Genomic DNA, 19,201 nt, shown 5'->3' with positions numbered 1-19,201 from the left:
TTTTTTTCATTGTTTAATATACGCTGATTTATGATGGTTATTCACAAAAGGGCTATCACCTATTCATTACTTAATCATCAATTACTAAATTCTTTTCAAATCTAGAAATATCAATATCCGCACCGATAACAATAAGAACATCATCCTCTTTCAGTATTTCATCAGCCATTGGTGAAACATTTATTGACTTCCCTTGTTTAATCGCAACAACGTTACAGCCGTAATTTGCACGAATATCGAGATCGATTAAGGTTTTCCCCTTCATCTTACGTCCAGCTTTAACCTCAACAATACTATGTTCATCCGATAGCTCTAGATAATCTAGAATATTATTTGAGATTAGATTATGAGCTATTCTTCTCCCCATATCACGTTCTGGATGTACAATTTGATGTGCACCAATTTTATTTAATATTTTTTCATGATAATCATTTTGAGCTTTCACTGTTATTCGTTGTACTCCTAATTCTGATAGGATTACCGTTGTTAAAATACTCGCTTGTATATTTTCACCAATTGCTACGATTACATGTTCAAAATTTGATATTCCAATTTCTTTTAAAGAAACCTCATCTGTTGAATCTAATATAACAGCATGGGAGGCAATATTTTTGAATTCATTTACCTTCTCCTCATCTTTATCGATTGCAAGTACCTGCATTCCTTCTGTACTTAATGCCCGGCAAATACTCCCGCCAAAACGACCTAATCCAATAACAGCAAATTCTTTCTTCATCATTGTACCCCCATGTTTGACTAAATTTAAAATTATCATACCACATTTTTTATTAGAAAACTTGGCATTCTTTTTTGTATAGATGACAGTTGCCTCGTTGCACTTATGTAGTCAGAAATATACCTATACTATCTTCACTATAAAAGTAAAAGCGCATAACCTTCTCGTTACACGCCTTTTAGTCATATTAAATTGCATCTAGCATTTGAAACTGTGATTGTACTAACTTATAATATTTGCCATTTTGGCTCATCAATTCTTCATGATTCCCCTGCTCAATTATCTTACCCTGCTCTAACACAAAAATCGTGTCAGATTCCCTAATTGTTGATAATCGGTGGGCAATGATAATCGATGTTCTTCCCTTTAATAAGGTGCGCATCGCTTCTTGAATTCTTACTTCTGTTTCCGTATCGATACTTGCTGTCGCCTCATCCAGAATAATAATTCTTGGATTGGCTAACAATGCCCTTGCGAAGGAGAGCAATTGACGCTCACCCGCAGATAATATATTTCCTCGCTCCTCTACTTCCGTGTAATAACCATTGGATAGGCGGTTAATGAAGTCATCGGCACCAACTACGCTCGCAGCTTTCATAACTTCTTCATCTGACGCATCAGGTCTGCCAAAGCGAATATTATCAATAATGGTTCCAGAGAAAATAAACGTATCCTGTAAAACAACACTTATTTGACTGCGCAGACTATCTAACGTAACATCTTTCAAATCGATGCCATCAATCTTTACAGCCCCTTTGGTCGGATCATAGAAACGACTTATAAGGTTAGCAATCGTTGATTTTCCGCTGCCAGTGTGACCAACAAGAGCAACAGTCTCCCCTTCTTTCATCTCCAAGGAAATTTCATGCAGTGCTATTCTATCTTTCTCATATGAAAATTCTACATGATCAAATTCTACATGTCCTTTCATATCGGTAAACACATATGCATCCTGCTTCTCCTCTACATTTGACTCTTCATCCAAGAATTCAAAAATTCGTTCAGAAGATGCCATCGCCATGAGTAGTTGATTATACATCTGTCCTAATCTAGAAATCGGTCCCCAGAACATGCCAAGGAAGAAGGCAAACGATACGAACGTACCAACCTGAATCGTTTCATTTAGAATTAAATAGGCTCCAAAGGAGATTAAAATAATCGTTCCTATTGCATCACATATCTCCACTAATGGGCGAAACATAGCACTTCGCTTCGAAGCAATTCTAAAGCTATTAAAATACCCCTCATTCACACCATTAAAAAATTCAGCATTCTCTTTCTCCTGTGTAAAGGATTGAGTTATCCGCATTCCTTGTAGTCCTTCGTTTAAGTGAGAATTTAATCGCGACTGGTGCATCCTTACTTCCTGCCAAGTCCTGCGAATCATCTTCCTTAATCTAGTTGAAATCAGAAACATTAGTGGAATAACAATGATTACTGCAAGTGCGAGCTGCGGACTTAGCGCAAATAAAATAACAACGATTGCAGTTAGTGTTACAAAGTCCATCAATAAATTGATAATCCCGTTCGTAAATAATTCCTGCAATGAATTAACATCATTTAATATTCTTACTAAGATTGATCCAGCTGACCTGCTATCAAAAAATCGATGTGACAGCCGCTCTACATGGGAAAATAGATGCTGCCTTAAATCAAAAATAACATTTTGCCCTAGCTTATTTACCCATTTAATCCGTAATACGTTAGCAACGTAACTTATTAAGTAAAGTATCCCTATCCCTAACACAAGATATGTTAGTAAAGTAAAATCTTTATTCTCGATTGCAATATCGATTGCTACTTTACCTATTAATATTGGTACGGTCAAACGAACAATTGTTGAGAATAACATTGCAATTAATGCAGCCGGCAGATATGTTTTCCCATATGGTTTAACATACTGCAGGAGGCGTAGCATCTGCCTCCAGTTAAATGGTTTATCTATTGCTTGATCTACTGTATAGTGAAATCGCTTTAAATGTCTGCTTTCCCGCTTGCTATTTGTTGCTTCTGCCATTATCCTGCTCACCTCCTAATTAATTCGCTGTATTCAAAACTGCTTCCCGGTCCTGATATTGAATATTATAAATGCGTTCATATGGTCCATTATTATTCAATAATTCATCATGGGTACCCCGCTCGACAATTTCACCATCATCCAATACTAATATCTCATCCGCATGTTTTAGTGAAGAAATCCGATGAGCGATAATGAAGGAGGTCCTACCTTCCATCACTTCTCTGAGCGCATGTTGTATCTTAAATTCCGTTTCCATATCAACTGCTGATGTTGCATCATCAAGTACAAGAATACTTGGATTGATACAAATTGCTCGAGCAATTGCAATCCGCTGTTTTTGACCACCGGAAAGGCCCATCCCGCGTTCTCCTAGCATCGTATTATATCCTTTTGGCATTTCCATAATAAAATCATGCGCTTGTGCCCTCTTCGCTGCATCCATAATTTGCTCATTCGTTACATTAGGATTCCCGTAAGCAATGTTTTCCCTAATTGTCGTTGAAAATAAAAAGGGTTCCTGCAATACAAATCCGATATGCTTTCGTAAGTTTCTAAGCCTATAATCAGAAACAAGTCGACCATCAACAAGTACTTCCCCATTTTCAGGTTCATAAAATCTTGTAATTAGTTGTGTAATACTCGTTTTACCTGACCCAGTTGCCCCAATTAATCCGATAATTTTTCCAGGTGGTGCATCGAAACTAACATTTTTCAGTGCGGAATCATCGTCTTTAACATAGGTTAAGGTGACATTCTTAAATGTAATATGACCTCTTATCGGTAAATCTACTGCATCTTCTTTTTCCACAATATCTTCCTTCGCATCGAGTATTTCAATTAATCTTTCACCAGATGCCTTTGCTTGTGAAAACTGATTAATAATAAACCCAAAACTCATTAATGGGTCCAGGATATACCATACCAGACTGAAAAAAGCAACTAATTCCCCTAACGCAAGCCCCCCATTAATAACCAAATAGCCACCATATCCGAGTAAAGCAATAACACAAATATTGCCGATGAATTCCATCAGTGGGAAGTATTTCGCCCAAAGTTTCGATGTATCAATATAATTATTGCGATACTCATCATTGCTTGCAGAAAAACGCTCTACCTCGAAATCTTCTCGAGATAATGATTTAACTGTATTAATTCCACTAATATTTTCTTGGATTCTCGTATTTAGTACACCCATTGACTTTCTTATCTTTCGAAATGCAGGATGTACACGCTTATCAAATTGGTAAACAACAATAATTAGAAAAGGCATTGCAGCCATCGTTACAACTGCTAATGGGACTGAGTAGTAAAACATAACACCTAAACTAATCACAATTAATAAAATCGTACGAATTAATTCCGCAATTCCAGCTGACAAGAAGAAGCGAAACCCTTCTACATCTGCTGTTAAGCGAGACATAATATCACCTGTTTTGGCATTATCATAATATCGGAATGATAATGCTTGCAGCTTATCATAGATTGATCCACGCAATTTATATACTGAAGTCATTCCAAACAGATCACCTAGATACTGAAATGCAAAGGTAGATAAGCCTTTCATAATCATTAGTACGAGAAATAGGCTGCAAATATAAGGGATTAGAGAGTACCTGTCTTTTGCGACAACTTCATCAATTGTTACCTGTAAAATAATGGGATATACAACCGTAATTCCTGTTACAAATAACAAGAAAAATAATGACCAGATTAAATAATTCTTATATGGCCAGTAAAACCCTTTTAACCGTTTAAACGTATTCAACTTACTTCCCCCCTCGGATGTTAATTCCCGTATGTACTAATATAACGGTTTCCGAAATGAATTGCCATATATTTCGCATTATTTATTCAATTAAATTTTCTTTATAAGAGTCATATTTAACGTACTGGAGGCCTGCCGCCTGTTTTGACAGAAATAATAAAAAATACCCTTGCAATTATTGGCAAAGGTATTTTATGAGGTTATGTTTACTTATTTAATATACGATTTAGTCGGTTGCGGATTATGCTTATTTTTCCATCTGTTTGGTAATGCCTAAGCTCTCCGTTTTGATCAAATAAATAATACGTTGGTACATATCGTGTACGGAATTGATTACTTAAATTCAATTCATTATCGATGTAAATAGGTTGTGTCATATTATGTGCTTGGGCAACCTTTGTAATTTTTTCTAAATCTGTGTCCTGTCTCGACAATGGCATATGAACTGCAATAACATTTACATCATTTTGATAAGAATCTCTTAATTCATTTACATATGGCATTGCATTTTTACACAGATGGCAACTAATTGACCAAAAATGGACCAGTGTAGGTGTAACACCAATTAAATCTTGTCTATTTAATGCATCACTATTTAGCCAAGTCGTTGCTCCCGTCAGTTCAGGCAATGGATCCCTTAATTTGATAGGAAGCCCTCCCTTATTTTAGTTGTCGTGTCTAATGCCTATCTACAATATATGTCTCAGCATTAATTCATGTTCCAAAACGAAAAAAAAGTAAACAGGCTCTCATTAATGAAAGGCTGTTTACTCTTTAAAAATATATGCTTCTAAAGAAATTTTTTAGCTTAATCGCTGGTTAACCATGTCACATATGTCTTCAGCATTGCACCCTTGTGCATTAATTACAGGCCCAGATATAACGGCATTTGAAATTCCCATAACATCCTTATCCTGACCAGAAATGATACAGCAATCACAACCTGCTGCGTCAGCTTCAGACCGCAAATCTACAACTTCATGACCAAGCTCGGTTAATGCTGCTTTTACATCTGAAAGTGTTTCTTCAACTCCAATACGTGCCACAAGTATTTCCTCCTCTACATTAGAAAAAATATTCACCTGTAGTTTTACCGTAAACATCGAAAATATACAGTGAAACGGAGGATACCTATCAGTGTCTTATTTTAAATATTGCTTTGAAGAATAAATTTCTTTTTTTAATTGTTTTAAGATTGCTCTTCTTGTTAGAATTCCATCAAAGTAGCCCTCTTCATCAACAACACAAATAAAATTATTATCTATAATCGCATTTAAACCATCAAGTAAATTATTTTCCTTCGATATGGTTGTTACATCATGTTGCATAATCTCCTGAACCCGCATTTCCGAAAGCTTCTCTATTTCAAAACGCTCAAGACCAAGTATTTGATTTAATATTACTGTCTTGCCAATTATGCCTGCTAATTTATAGGTTGCATCTAAAACTGGAACTGCTGAATATCCAGATTTTACTAATACTAATAACGCATGTTCTAACGGATTATTTAACTGTACATGGGCAACTTTTTCCGAAGATATCATTAATTCAGCAACAGCTATATCAACTAATTGCCTATCTTGTGTCATACTCATAACTAACGCCCCTTTTTTAATCACTTTTCTACGAATTTCTTAGAAACTTGGCGTTTGCCAAGCTTTTAGGCGAATGCCTTAGTTGCACTTATGCAGCATAAGAAAGCTTATATTTTCTAATCAGCTAAGTTAAACATATTACTTTATAAGTTTATCATAGATAATTCGGAGTAACATCTTAGACGAATAGGCTCTTAAACATATTCTTGCTATTTTTATTCACTTATTTTACAATATGAGCATATGATCATATAGTATTGGAGTGTAAACTTTGCATTATCATTCAATTGAAAATGAATTAATCGAACAGTCTTCCCAAATATTTAAAGCTTTGTCTGATCCAACAAGAATCAAGATTTTACATTTACTATTTTACAAGGAATGTTCAGTAAATGAAATTGCGAATCAACTTGACATGAATCAATCGACAATTTCTCATCAATTAAAATATTTAAAACAGTTACGTTTAGTTAAAAATAGAAAAGAAAAAACAACGAATTATTATTCACTCGATGACGATCATGTCATGAATTTATTAGAACAAACCATCGAACATATTAAACATACGAATTAGGAGGGTACACAAATGGGACATCATCATGAAGGGCATAACCATGAACACCACCATCACCACCACACAAGTAACACGAAGGTCCTTTTCTTTAGCTTTATCATTATCTTCTTGTTTATGATTGTCGAGGCGGTTGGCGGTTTTTTAACGAATAGTCTTGCATTAATCTCAGATGCTGGGCATATGTTGAGTGATGCAGCTGCAATGGGACTTAGTCTAGTAGCATTTAAAATAGGTGAAAAAAAAGCAACAATGGATAAAACATTTGGGTACAGACGTTTCGAAATTATCGCAGCCTTTATTAATGGTGCAGCACTCATCCTAATTGCAATCTTTATATTCTATGAAGCAATTCAACGATTTGTCGAACCTCCTAATGTAAATGGCGGTATGATGATTATTGCAGTTATTGGTCTAATCATAAATATCGTCGTAGCTTGGTTACTGATGCGGGGAGATTCCAAAGAAAACTTAAATCTAAGAAGCGCACTACTTCATGTGATTGGTGATTTATTAGGCTCTGTTGGTGCCATCGTTGCTGGTGCTCTTATCCTGTTATTTGGTTGGAATATTGCTGACCCAATTGCCAGTGTGATTGTAGCGATACTCATCATCATTTCCGGTTTTCGAATTACCAAGGATTCGATGAACATCTTAATGGAAGGAAAACCAGAGGATATAAATGTCACAGCGATTAAAGAATCCCTTTCAAAAATGGATGGTATCGAGGACGTTCATGACTTGCATGTTTGGTCAATCACATCTGAATTCCCAACACTTAGCTGCCATCTAATCGTAAAAAAATCGATAGATCGTGATCTGTTACTTCAGCAAGCAAATGAAATGATCCATCATCATTTCAACATCTCTCATTGCACGATTCAAATAGAAGGCATCAACTCAACGATCCATAAAATCTGTAATTCTTGCGATTGAATCTGCATTTAAGCTTCAATGCCTACTATATTTATATGATAGCATCATTGATGAGTCCTTAAAATGGATTTTTGCCTGGCTTGTTCTATAATGTATTCAAATTCATCAGGATTAAGATCCTGATGTTTTTTTTAGGCTCATTTTTTTGGGTATAGAGCCGTTGCTATTCCAATAGGTGCTCAAAGCGTATTTCTAAAACGGTAAGCCCTATCACCTGCTTGTGTTAATAATCCTTATTTTTTCTTATGATAGCGTTTACTTAATATCAACTTAATATTAATCGCATTTTAATACAAAGTCAATGAATATACTGATAATTATAATTTCTCTTTTCTTCTTGAAAATCCCTATTCATTTCACTTCCATGCTATAATTCTCATATGATATTTTTCTCATTAGAAAGGTTTGACATGTTAATATGAATCGACGTACCTTTATAAAAAAGGGACTTGGAAGCTTAATAGGACTAATCGGTCTTAGCAGCGGAACATACTATTACGCTAGGAATATCGAGCCTAATATGCTTCATGTACAGCAAGAGACCATTATTTCCGGTAAAATTCCTTCTGGGTTTAACAATTTTAAAATTGTTCAGTTTTCCGATACCCATGCAGGTTTTCATTATTCAATGGAAGATATAAATGAACTTATGAAAAAAATCAATGCTTTAAGACCTGATCTTATTGTTTTTACTGGAGACCTGGTGGATGAACCTAATAAATACGACTGGTATCCTAATTTAATAGAAGCATTATCATCCATAACTGCTGATTATGGGAAATATTGGATATATGGAAATCACGATCATGGGGGATATGGTACAGATATTATTCACGATGTGATGGAGCGTTCTAATTTTACTTTGCTGAAAAATAGCCACACGACCATTCAGAAGGAAAATGAACGAATCACTTTAGCAGGTATTGATGATGTGATGCTCGGAAGTCCTAATTTACAACAAGCCCTACATGCCGCTAATCCAGAATTATTTACGATATTATTAGCACATGAACCAGATTATGCGGATACTACTATCATGTATCCTGTCGATATTCAATTATCTGGACATAGCCATGGTGGTCAAGTTCGATTTCCATTCATAGGTCACTTATATACACCAGCATATTCTGAAAAGTATGTAAGGGGTAAATACTCATTAAACGATGACAAGCTAAATGTATATGTAAATAGTGGAATCGGAACAACGCGTCTGCCCTACCGATTTCTTTGTCAACCCGAACTCCATGTTTATACACTTCAAACGAAAGTATAGAAGGCATAGCAACTATTTAATATACAGACTCCTTTTCTAAATTAGCAAATGTTATTACAAGTAAATGCTATTCTGAAAAGGAGTTTTTTTATGAATTATTCTTTCCTTCATAGTACGTAAATGAACCGTTACGAGAAAATGATAGTGATGAACGCCTATTGACAGTAATCCCATTTTTAACTGGACTAGCTTTTGGATCAATTTTCTATAGCGCGTTTTAATAAAGGCAATTACTATTCATATCCATCCTACTATGGCTACTAACCACCATACTAATTTTACGTCTTTTGTCATAAAGACTTCACATAAATAGGTTAGAATTATTCAAATAATGTGCATTGTGATGATATAATGAGATTAGGCTTGCCTCTAGTAAACAATCAAGAAAGGAAGGTAAACTTGAATCGTTTGAAATTATTCATTTTATTTGTTCTCCTATTTCTCGCTGCATGTGATGAGTATGCAATTGAAACGAACATGTCCGAGGAAATTGATAGCTTTGAATATACTACACAGGATAATGAAACACTCAGTTTAAATGACCTAGAAGGTAATTGGTGGGTAGCAGACTTCATCTTTACAAACTGTACTACTGTATGTTTACCGATGACCTATAATATGGCTACATTACAGGATAAACTTGCCGAGGAAGATATCGATGTGAAATTAGTGTCGTTCAGTATTGATCCTGAAAGAGATAGCCCAGACGTTTTAAAGAAATATGGCCAAGGCTATGATGCTGATTTTACAAATTGGTCCTTCTTAACAGGCTATGATTTCGAAACAATAAAAGAATTCTCAATTACATCCTTTAAGAATATCGTTGCACCACCACCGACTGGAGATGATCAAGTGATCCATGGAACCCTGTTCTTCCTAGTCAGTCCAGAAGGTGAAGTAATTAAGAATTACAGTGGTGTTGATGCGGGATCAGTCGATCAGATCGTAGAAGACTTAAAACAGGTACAATAATACATGATAAAACGAACGGTAGGCTTCTAATCCGTTCGTTTTTTATTTAGTTATTTAGGGGCTCACCAGCGTTCAATAGCGCATAGAGTTTATTTTTGAGTCGACAAGCGTATGATCAATCGCTAACATTTAAAATTAATAGAAACGAATTCTAATGAATTGCTTCCGCTTTCTCTTGCGTTGGGACAAGCTTTGCGATACGATAGAGATAGTAATTGGATATACATTGGAAGGAGGAAGTAAGTTTGTCAGAAACGATTCCAATACATGAATTAGCTCAAGCACTATTTACGATTAATCGACATGCAAAAACAGCTCCAGAGCCAAAGCATCTGTATTTCATTAAGAAAGAAACAATTAATAAATTAATTAGGGAAAAGCGTGCAAATAAAGTAGGACTACATTTCTCGGATCATCCAAAGTTCAGTAATCAACACTCCACCCTTCTTGTAAAGGTAGCGGATTATTATTTTCATATTCCTCCTAGTAAACAAGACTTCAAAGAACTTGAGCATCTAGGGTCCCTTGACCAAAATTATCGGAATCCACCTACGAAAATGTCGCTTTCAAAAGCAAAAAGCATTGTATATGATTATATTAATTGGAAGCCTGAAAAGAAGCAGCCGATAAAGCAGCAACGGTATACCTCTTCCTACTATACCCCTTCCTCATTAGGTAAAATGGAATGGCCACCAACAAAATCTAGGCGTTATTAAGTAATAATCAATATTAAATCTTAGGCTGAACCAACTTTTAATTGACAGCCTAAGGAATGTTTAACTATTAAAGCGTATGATACATATGCTTTTTTATATTTTTTAATATAGATGCCACTATGGAAATCCAGCCAATTATTAATAATCTTTGATTTCTCAAGATCTTTTAGTTACCCTAAGAATACTATAAAATAATGCTAACACAATGCCAAATAATGAAATAGCTTGTAATAATGTTCTGAATATGGCTGAATCAAAAGGCTGATCAATAAATATTGAGATAACAAATAGGCATAGCATTGTAATCAAACTACTCAATAAATACGTTAGAAGCCTGGTCGATTTTAACGAAACAATCCAGGTAATTACTGGTTTCAGCATGAAATATAAACTCAATATTGCTATGAATAAAACAATTAAGTAGAAAAGATATGATTCAATTTCTAATGTTTCAAGTAAGTTCTTAAACCAGGTTGAAATAAACAATATTATCAACTCCCTTTCTCTTTCCCTATTCTAATTTTCTTCTTAGCTGCATTCTCAACGTTTTAGAGGAAAATTATACAGTTTAGCGATACAAAAAAATAGAAGTAATAGGTCTTAGACCTACTACTTCTATTTTTCAATTTCTCCATTCTAACCATGGACGTTTAAACTAAACGCTTACTTTTATAATCTTTAAATTATTTTAGTTCTAATTCCTCCGATTCAAAACCTACTAAATCCCTATGCTTCTTTTCTAGACGTAATTCTATTTGTCTTATCTTTTTTTCATCGTCTAATAGTTCTTGTTTATTTTGTTTGACTAGTTGATCGAAGTTTAATGCTCTAGGTCTCATTCTGAATTTACACTCCTTATCATGTTCTAAATCTATTATACCCTATTTTCATCAAGTTATGTCTAAATTGTTTGAACATTTTATTAAATTTTTGTCAAAATCGATAGAAATATGTATAATTTATCAAAAATTCGTAGATTTATGAACAGAAACGAACTTATCTATTTAAAATATTATTTTTGAAATAATATCTTTCTTTTTGAATAAGTAACGTAAGTTTTGCAGGGAACTCATAAAGGCGCTTTTAGGGAGTTTTCGATGAGATAATAAAAGACATTAATCGAGGGTTATACAGCTGTTTACATATTCTTATTGTTTGCTTGTTCCTTCATTTTTTCATAGTGATTTAAAAGAATATCCAATTCTTGGCTGACTTTAACAGATTCAGTATCTGTCAACCCCTTATTCTCTGCTATCTGCATCATCTTTTTACGCAAGTATTCAATTCTCTTTTGAAGATCTTCATTCATATACATATTATTCATAAAACCTCCTGTTCATTTTAATTTACCCTAACATAGGTAAATAGTCCTTGACAAGCAATATTAAAAAGCGAAATGTTATGAAGTTTATGATTCACAAGGGTTTATATTCGAATACTTATGGGCACTGTGCTACTATAGTATTGAATCTTTTACGGAAGGAATGTCCTCATTGACTGAATCAAAAGAGAAAAACGAATGGCTTGAGTGGGGAAAAGCAATTGTAATTGCAATTATTATAGCACTTTTATTACGTACCTTTATATTTGCTACTTCTATTGTTGAAGGTGAGAGTATGGAACCGACTCTAGAAGATGGAGAAAGAGTAATTTTTAATAAGTTGATCTATTTAGTAGATGACCCCGACAGAGGTGACATTGTAATCATACAAAGGCCATATAAAAATTATGTGAAAAGGGTTATCGGGTTACCTGGTGAACAAATTGAAATTATTGCTGGCAAACTTCTAATTAATGGTGAACCATATAATCAAGCGTTTATTACAGAGGAGGTCATCAACCAAACGGGAAATTTCGGTCCAATTACAATTCCAGAGGAAAGCTATTTTGTATTGGGAGATAATCGCGCAATTAGTAAGGATAGTCGGAATGGTCTTGGATTTATTGATGAAGAAGAGATAATTGGCAAATCTGAAATTATCATTTATCCATTCAGTGAGTGGGGACTGACAAAATAAGTATTAACCTTTATGGTTTTTTTGGGGGCAACATTTGTTGCCCCCTTTACTTATATCAAGCAAAAGCATATAAGATTCCACTTCAATTCCTTAATACTTCCTGCTCCAGCGTCTAATGCAAGACCTCTATCACTTCAAACAATTAAAGTCAACATCGATTCGCTAAACGGACACTGACATTGTACTTTATTCATTATCTAAAATACAAAATCCTATGTTCAGTGCTAGGATTACAAAGCAAACGATTCCAAAAGCGATTTCCATAAACAAGCACCCCTTTCATCAGACAAACAATTATGATTCCACTTATTATTTTTATTCTATCATATTCTAAATTTTTTGGAAGTAATTCTGCATTTTATGCAATCTAACATAATGCCTTCAGAATTATTTAATTCCATTAATATTCTCGATTTTTTATAACTAGTGCAAACGTCCATACATCTTGAGGAATTTAACATATAGTATAACGTAACATTCAGGAGGTGAAAGAGCATGGGTTATGGCTACGGAGGATTTGGCTGCGGCGGATATCAAAGCCCCGCATATGGATGTGGCGGATATGGTAATGGTTTCGCGTTGATTGTTGTGCTTTTTATCCTTTTAATCATTGTAGGAGCAGCATTTTACTGCTAACAAATTAACCTGTGCTATTCTGAGTAGCACAGGTTATTATTAATTTAAGATATGGCTTCATAAGATCTTTGATTGTCATTTTTTACTAACCGATAATGATTTTTTCTTTAGGGTAGTGGTAATTACCATCTTGTTTATTCTTTCTAAACATCAAGATAAAAGTAAACAGTCCTAATCTCCCTATAAACATCAATAACATTAGAATTATTTTACTTGCGTTGCTTAAATCACTTGTAATTCCTAACGAGAGACCTACCGTTCCGAATGCTGAAGTTACTTCAAAAATCACTTCCATTAATGAGGATGGCTCTTGAGAAGAAATAAACAGAACAGATCCAAGTACCATTGCAGATGCAACAAGAGTTACCATTACTGCCTTTATCAGATCCTCTTCATAAACTTCACGTTTAAAAAGTCGAACGCTTCTCCCACTTCTGGCATAAGTAAAGATAAAAATAATTACTAATGCAAACGTTGTTGTTCTTATTCCACCACCAGCACTGCTTGGCGATGCACCGATAAACATTAAAAATGAAATAAACAAATGATTTTCTTCTGACAACAAGTTGATATCCATTGTTGCCATCCCGCCACTTCTTGTCGTAACAGATTGAAATAAAGAATAAAACAATGCTTCATGCCAAGACTTATCTGTAAAAAAATCATTGCTGTCAAGTAAATATATAATACCTGCGCCAGCAAAAATTAAGATAAAGAATGTAGTTGTTGTTACTTTTGTAAATAAACTAAAGTGTATCGTTTTCCGTTTTTCATTTCTTGAAAATAAATACTCTTTTACTTCAATTAATACCGGAAATCCAATGGCTCCAAATATAATCAAAAGCATGATAATAAATTGAACAAAATAATCATGACTGTACGGCAGCAAAGACGCTCCAGTAATATCAAATCCAGCATTTGACAGTGCACTTATTGTTCCAAAGAAACCATGGAAGTAAGCCTCTTTTACTGATGAATAATAATTCAAAAGGTAGGTCCCCAAAATAATAAACGCAATTAATTCTATAACTAGCAAAATAATAATAATCTGCTTTGTTAAACGAACCATCCCCTGAAAACTAGTCTGGTTTTGATCTGTCATTATTAACCGGCGTTCACGAAGCCCGATTTTTTTTCCAATTAACAGCCAGATAAATGTACCTGAAGCCATGATTCCAATTGTACCGAAATGCAAAATTATTATTAGGATAATTATTCCTGTCGTACTTAGTGTATTAACAATGGATATAGTACTTAGTCCTGTTACACTTATTGCACTTACTGCAGTAAATAAGACATCAATAAATTCGACATGAACCCCTTCCTGATATGCAAATGGCAATGAAAGTGCGGCTGTCGAAATAATAATCGATACTAAATAAAATAATAATAGTAATTGTGCAGGTGTTCGTTTATTTAACCATTGATGATGAAAGTGAAGATATCTCATTACCTAACTCCTAAGTTTATCGTATTATTCGAGTTTTTTTCCACGGTAACCCTCTTCTAATAAAGAAGTCAATTCTTTTAGAATATTTTTTTCCTTCCGCTCAATAACAGTGCCTATAAATAGTACATTAATATTTTCACCAATTTCATTGATACTTAGAATAGATGTAATAAATGTTGCTGGCTCATTGCTTTCCTTTGTAATTTTCACTTGAAGCATAAGTTCTTCTTTATTTTCTAACAGCTGATTAAAATAGGCCTTGTTTGCCTTTTCAATATAGGCCTCAATTATCCATTGGTTTGTATCATCTTCACGATTAATAATGAGCCCATTTAATAATGGTATCCTATTTTGTACGATTTTCCCATTTTCTTGGTTTATAATGGTTAGCATTTTAAGCTTAAATGTCTTCATATAATCCCCCTACCATTTTTATGAAAGAACTGGATCTAGTCAAGTTAGACAGTCCTAGTTCGATAGAAAAGTCCTTTTTTGTCTGCGATGCATCGCTCCGCAGTAATCCATTTGTACCTATTCATATAAGCTGAATATACCTAGAGTGTATCAAAAAGATAATGGAATTGATACGAATTATAACAATAATTTATTATACTCCTGTATAATTATTATTGTAGACTTTATCTTTTTTGACAATTAAAGTGATAAATATTATTACATATCTGTTGAGGAGGATTAATTATTATGAATCATACCCTTGAAACTATCTTAAATCATCGTTCAATCCGCAAATTTACAGAGGACAAATTAACAAATGAACAAATTCATACACTAATTAAAGCCGCACAACAAGCCTCCACTTCAAGTAATGTGATGGCTTATACCATTATTGGTGTGACCGATCCTATACTAAAGAATGAGCTTAGAAAAGTATCGGGGCAAACATATGTTGAGCATAATGGTCATTTATTTGTATTTTGTGGAGACCTGCATCGGATTTCGCAACTCGCAAAACCTGAAGAGCTAGTTGAAATGGAAGAAACAATTGAGAGCACAGAACAGTTTATAGTGACAACTATTGATGCTGCACTTTCTGCACAGAATTTAGCAATAGCTGCAGAATCGATGGGACTTGGAATTTGTTATCTTGGCAGTTTAAGAAATGATATTTACCGTGTAAGTGAATTATTAGGACTTCCTGAATATGTAATTCCGCTTTTTGGTATGGCGGTTGGCACCCCAGCTCATAAACCGGAACTAAAACCCCGTCTTCCTTTTGAGGCAGTATATCATGAAAACAAATACAAAACAGATGAATCTCAGCAAACTTCTATCTCTTTTTATGACGCACAACTCCAAGAATATTATCAAACTCGATCGAGCAATACCAAAACAGATAAATGGTCCGGGCAAATGATTCGGAAATACCGGAATCCCATTCGCATGGACGTTAGTAGTTTTGTAAAAGAGCAAAAATTAAATAAAAGATAATTCGTACAAACTGAAACACATTCATGCGCTGAATGTGTTTTTTTTAATGTAAGGTATTGTCAAGACCCTTTCCTGGCTTCAATAGGAAGATATAGGAAATAAATTGACCGTATAACTTTGAGCAAAATATCGAATCTTAATGTTGACGCTAAATTTTGGGAGGTTTTTTTATGACAGTAGCAAGCCAAGTGAAGCAAACAATTGCCGGGTTAAAGAGTGCTCAAGCAAGCTTCGAACAATTTGCACTACAAACTGAAAACAAGCAAGCAAAACAAATGTATCAGGATGCAGCACAACAAACGATGTCTATTTTACAAAGTGTTGAACCAAGAATACAGCAAATTGAACAAGAAGAGCCACAATATAAACAATAATCTACGGAAGTTGGGAATACCAACTTCCTACATATAATAAAACTGTAAACGCTAAAGAATATTTCTCATCCCCATTATGTGCAAATTGATAAGAAGACAAAATTACTTTGTTATTAGAAATGAGTGAACATCATGGATCGAAAAAAAACTATTATTACAGTTAGTCTTTTCTTTCTATTATTGGGTTGCGGAACCGATTCTACTATAGAAAAGAATAAACAAGATACACCAATAAATGTTAGTAATAAGCAACTCAACCAACAGCCTTCTACTAGGGCAAAGGACATTTTAAATAATCACAAAGAAATTACAGAAATCAAAGCAGTTAATAATTCTAAAAAAATTGTGGCTGCAGTGAAAGTTAAACATCGCGAACGGTTCACACTAAAATCATTAAAGAAAAAAATAACGAAGGAATTGGAAGATGAATTTCCTAAACTAGATGTGGAATTTTCGACAGACCAAAAAATCTTCCTTGAGCTAAAAAAATTAGAAGAAAAGATCCAATCAGAACAGTTAACTGAGAAAGAACTTAGCGATGAACTTGAGCAAATTATTAAATTATCCAAGGAACAGACATAGAAGATAAGAAAAGAGTGATGGAGACATGGCAGATAAAAAGAAGAAAAACCTACCACCTAATGCACAGGAATATCAAGCGTTTCAGCAACAAAGAGAAGTAAAGCGACCACTGTTAAAAAATTGTCTAAAGGCTTTCTTAGTAGGTGGATTCATCTGTCTTATCGGTCAGCTTATTTCTACCTTTTATATTTATAATTTTAATTTTACCGAACAAACTGCTGGAAACCCAACCTCAGCCACATTAATTTTCTTCACGATGCTATTAACTGGATTTGGCGTCTATGATCGAATTGGCCAATTTGGTGGGGCAGGCTCTGCTGTTCCGGTAACAGGTTTCGGAAATGCTGTCATCTCTGCTGCAATCGAACATAAAACAGAAGGATTCATTTTAGGTGTCGGAGGAAATATTTTTAAACTTGCAGGACCTGTTATTGTCTACGGAGTGTTCTCTGCATTTATCGTTGCATTGATTAAAACGATCATTATCGGATGGGGTGGTTTTTAGTGCTAGTTGGACATCAGACATGGGTTTTTGACAATAAACCAGTTATCCTAACTACCGGTACTGTTGGCGGTCCTTTTGAAGCGAATGGAATGATTCCAAATGATTTTGATTTATTACATGATGACATGTGGCTTGAACAAGCATCTTTTGAAAAGGCACAACAAACACTTATGGAAGAAGCGTGCCAAATTGCAATCAAGAAAAGTAATATTGAAAAAGAAAATGTTCAGTTTTTCATCGGTGGTGATTTAATTAATCAAATTACTCCAACAAGCTTTGCAGCAAACACACTTGGTGCCCCCTATTTCGGACTTTTTAGTGCGTGTGCTACTTCAATGGAAGGATTAGCACTCTCTGCAGCCATTATTAATAGTGGTGGAGCAAATCATATTTTAAGTGGGGTATCGAGCCATAATGCTTCAGCAGAAAGACAATTTCGTTATCCAACGGAATATGGTGGACAGAAACCACCGACAGCACAATGGACTGTTACTGGAGCAGGTTGTGCACTCGTGGGTAAAGAAGGAGAAGGTCCGGTGATAACATCAGCAACGATTGGAAAAGTTGTGGACATGGGAATGACAGATCCATTCAATATGGGTGGTGCGATGGCCCCTGCTGCCGTTGAAACCATTGAAACCCATTTAAGGGAAAGAAATATTGACCATACGTTTTATGACTTAATTATTACCGGGGATTTGGCACATATTGGTAGAGAAGTATCATTAGATTTATTGCATAAACGTGGTATTGATATTCCCGAGGAAAAGTATGTTGATTGTGGGCTGACGATTTATCGAGAGGGCCAGCCAGTATTAGCTGGTGCTAGTGGTCCAGCATGCTCTGCCGTTGTTACTTACGGGCATTTCTTAAATCGGCTGAAGAAAGGTGAATTGGACCGGATACTCGTTGTTGCAACTGGTGCACTTCATTCTCCACTAAGCATCTATCAAAAGGATCCAATCCCATGTATTGCACATGCAGTTTCCATAGAATCAGGACGTGATATACAATGATTTTCTTCTGGGCATTTGTAATTGGTGGCCTCATATGTGTTATTGGACAAATTATGTTCGACGTCTTTAAACTTTCCCCTGCCCATACGTTGACAACTCTAGTTGTTGCTGGAGCAATACTAGATGGGCTTGGTCTCTATGAACCTTTAATTGATTTTGCTGGTGCTGGTGCGACAGTTCCAATAACAAGTTTCGGTAACTCATTGGTGCATGGTGCAATGGCTGAGGCAGAAAAACACGGTATTATTGGTGTCATCACAGGAATGTTTGAAGTAACAAGTTCAGGGATTTCAGCTGCCATTGTCTTCGGTGTTATTGGCGCATTGATTTTTAAGGCAAAAGGATGAAGGGTGTGTAGCAATTATGACAGTAGGTTCACAAGTAAAAGGCTGCTTTGCATCTGTTAAAAGTATTGAAGCAAGCTTACAATTATTTGTAAATAAAACACAAGATAAAGAAACGGAAGAATCCTTTTTACATGTACAGCAGCTAGTGAAAGAAGTAAAGGATGACTTACAAAAGCAGATCATCCAGCTTTCTAAGGAAGAGCCACAATACAATAATTAGTAAGAAAGGAAAGGTTGTTC

General features: G+C 34.9%; 23 protein-coding genes and 1 pseudogene. 14 read left to right on the top strand and 10 right to left on the bottom strand.

The window, feature by feature from the left end; all coding sequences use genetic code 11:
- Positions 1-70: 70 nt before the first annotated feature.
- The 6 genes from CUC15_RS08470 to cbpB form a co-directional block, all read right to left on the bottom strand.
- Positions 71-736: a potassium channel family protein gene (locus CUC15_RS08470; protein WP_114916239.1), complete on the bottom strand. Its 666-nt coding sequence runs from the start codon at positions 734-736 to the stop codon at positions 71-73.
- Positions 737-923: 187 nt separating this feature from the next.
- Entirely contained in the window at positions 924-2,753 is a 1,830-nt protein-coding gene (locus CUC15_RS08465) for an ABC transporter ATP-binding protein (RefSeq protein WP_114916238.1), read from the bottom strand.
- A 19-nt stretch (positions 2,754-2,772) separates the two neighbouring features.
- Complete coding sequence (locus CUC15_RS08460) at positions 2,773-4,521, bottom strand: ABC transporter ATP-binding protein (protein ID WP_114916237.1); 1,749 nt, start codon at positions 4,519-4,521, stop codon at positions 2,773-2,775.
- A gap of 206 nt (positions 4,522-4,727) precedes the next feature.
- Positions 4,728-5,168 (bottom strand): TlpA family protein disulfide reductase, encoded by a 441-nt coding sequence (locus CUC15_RS08455; protein WP_114916236.1) that lies wholly within the window; start codon positions 5,166-5,168, stop codon positions 4,728-4,730.
- A gap of 156 nt (positions 5,169-5,324) precedes the next feature.
- Entirely contained in the window at positions 5,325-5,567 is a 243-nt protein-coding gene (locus CUC15_RS08450; RefSeq protein ID WP_114916235.1) for a YkuS family protein, read from the bottom strand.
- Between the two features lie 96 nt (positions 5,568-5,663).
- Entirely contained in the window at positions 5,664-6,116 is a 453-nt protein-coding gene (cbpB, locus tag CUC15_RS08445) for a cyclic-di-AMP-binding protein CbpB (protein WP_114916234.1), read from the bottom strand.
- A gap of 271 nt (positions 6,117-6,387) precedes the next feature.
- Between cbpB and CUC15_RS08440 the strand changes: the two genes are divergently transcribed.
- The 5 genes from CUC15_RS08440 (at position 6,388) to CUC15_RS08420 (ending at position 10,584) form a co-directional block, all read left to right on the top strand.
- Positions 6,388-6,690, top strand: a complete 303-nt coding sequence (locus CUC15_RS08440) for an ArsR/SmtB family transcription factor (protein ID WP_114916233.1) — start codon at positions 6,388-6,390, stop codon at positions 6,688-6,690.
- 12 nt (positions 6,691-6,702) lie between these two features.
- Positions 6,703-7,623, top strand: coding sequence for a cation diffusion facilitator family transporter (locus CUC15_RS08435; RefSeq protein WP_114916232.1), 921 nt, complete (start codon positions 6,703-6,705; stop codon positions 7,621-7,623).
- Positions 7,624-8,041: 418 nt separating this feature from the next.
- Entirely contained in the window at positions 8,042-8,896 is an 855-nt protein-coding gene (locus CUC15_RS08430; RefSeq protein WP_114916231.1) for a metallophosphoesterase, read from the top strand.
- A gap of 399 nt (positions 8,897-9,295) precedes the next feature.
- A complete protein-coding gene (locus CUC15_RS08425; RefSeq protein WP_242985978.1) occupies positions 9,296-9,868 on the top strand; it encodes an SCO family protein in 573 nt (190 codons plus the stop codon).
- A gap of 245 nt (positions 9,869-10,113) precedes the next feature.
- A complete protein-coding gene (locus tag CUC15_RS08420; RefSeq protein WP_114916229.1) occupies positions 10,114-10,584 on the top strand; it encodes a YkyB family protein in 471 nt (156 codons plus the stop codon).
- A gap of 683 nt (positions 10,585-11,267) precedes the next feature.
- Here CUC15_RS08420 and CUC15_RS08410 read toward each other — a convergent pair.
- Positions 11,268-11,423 carry an FbpB family small basic protein gene (locus CUC15_RS08410; protein ID WP_114916227.1) on the bottom strand — a complete coding sequence of 52 codons (156 nt, stop codon included), beginning with the start codon at positions 11,421-11,423 and terminating at the stop codon, positions 11,268-11,270.
- Positions 11,424-11,722: 299 nt separating this feature from the next.
- On the bottom strand, positions 11,723-11,908 hold the full coding sequence (locus CUC15_RS08405; RefSeq protein WP_341457201.1) for an aspartyl-phosphate phosphatase Spo0E family protein: 186 nt from the start codon (positions 11,906-11,908) through the stop codon (positions 11,723-11,725).
- 169 nt (positions 11,909-12,077) lie between these two features.
- Here CUC15_RS08405 and lepB point away from each other — a divergent pair, with 169 nt between their 5' ends.
- Together lepB and CUC15_RS20460 are read left to right on the top strand one after the other, a co-directional pair.
- Positions 12,078-12,602, top strand: a complete 525-nt coding sequence (gene lepB / locus CUC15_RS08400; protein ID WP_114916226.1) for a signal peptidase I — start codon at positions 12,078-12,080, stop codon at positions 12,600-12,602.
- A 555-nt stretch (positions 12,603-13,157) separates the two neighbouring features.
- Positions 13,158-13,238 (top strand): annotated as a pseudogene (locus CUC15_RS20460) (YjcZ family sporulation protein); the annotation flags it as partial.
- Between the two features lie 85 nt (positions 13,239-13,323).
- On the opposite strand, the gene CUC15_RS08390 reads toward CUC15_RS20460, so the two are convergent.
- Complete coding sequence (locus tag CUC15_RS08390; RefSeq protein WP_114916224.1) at positions 13,324-14,688, bottom strand: TrkH family potassium uptake protein; 1,365 nt, start codon at positions 14,686-14,688, stop codon at positions 13,324-13,326.
- 24 nt (positions 14,689-14,712) lie between these two features.
- Complete coding sequence (locus CUC15_RS08385) at positions 14,713-15,102, bottom strand: YwpF family protein (RefSeq protein ID WP_114916223.1); 390 nt, start codon at positions 15,100-15,102, stop codon at positions 14,713-14,715.
- Between the two features lie 288 nt (positions 15,103-15,390).
- Here CUC15_RS08385 and nfsA point away from each other — a divergent pair, with 288 nt between their 5' ends.
- The 7 genes from nfsA to CUC15_RS08350 all read left to right on the top strand — a co-directional run bounded on the left by nfsA (position 15,391) and on the right by CUC15_RS08350 (position 19,181).
- Positions 15,391-16,137 (top strand): oxygen-insensitive NADPH nitroreductase, encoded by a 747-nt coding sequence (nfsA, locus tag CUC15_RS08380; protein WP_114916222.1) that lies wholly within the window; start codon positions 15,391-15,393, stop codon positions 16,135-16,137.
- Between the two features lie 170 nt (positions 16,138-16,307).
- Positions 16,308-16,511, top strand: a complete 204-nt coding sequence (locus CUC15_RS08375) for a DUF1657 domain-containing protein (protein ID WP_114916221.1) — start codon at positions 16,308-16,310, stop codon at positions 16,509-16,511.
- Between the two features lie 132 nt (positions 16,512-16,643).
- On the top strand, positions 16,644-17,093 hold the full coding sequence (locus tag CUC15_RS08370) for a hypothetical protein (protein WP_114916220.1): 450 nt from the start codon (positions 16,644-16,646) through the stop codon (positions 17,091-17,093).
- 25 nt (positions 17,094-17,118) lie between these two features.
- Positions 17,119-17,598 (top strand): stage V sporulation protein AC, encoded by a 480-nt coding sequence (spoVAC, locus tag CUC15_RS08365; RefSeq protein ID WP_114916219.1) that lies wholly within the window; start codon positions 17,119-17,121, stop codon positions 17,596-17,598.
- Positions 17,598-18,614, top strand: a complete 1,017-nt coding sequence (spoVAD, locus tag CUC15_RS08360) for a stage V sporulation protein AD (protein ID WP_114916218.1) — start codon at positions 17,598-17,600, stop codon at positions 18,612-18,614. The genes spoVAC and spoVAD overlap by 1 nt, the downstream gene beginning before the upstream one ends.
- Positions 18,611-18,961 carry a stage V sporulation protein AE gene (gene spoVAE / locus CUC15_RS08355; protein ID WP_114916217.1) on the top strand — a complete coding sequence of 117 codons (351 nt, stop codon included), beginning with the start codon at positions 18,611-18,613 and terminating at the stop codon, positions 18,959-18,961. The genes spoVAD and spoVAE overlap by 4 nt, the downstream gene beginning before the upstream one ends.
- A 16-nt stretch (positions 18,962-18,977) precedes the next feature.
- Positions 18,978-19,181, top strand: coding sequence for a DUF1657 domain-containing protein (locus CUC15_RS08350; RefSeq protein WP_114916216.1), 204 nt, complete (start codon positions 18,978-18,980; stop codon positions 19,179-19,181).
- Positions 19,182-19,201 lie beyond the last annotated feature (20 nt).

The sequence above is a fragment of the Oceanobacillus zhaokaii genome (genome assembly GCF_003352005.1).
Classification (GTDB): domain Bacteria; phylum Bacillota; class Bacilli; order Bacillales; family Amphibacillaceae; genus Oceanobacillus; species Oceanobacillus zhaokaii.
This window is presented reverse-complemented; position numbering and strand designations above follow the sequence as displayed.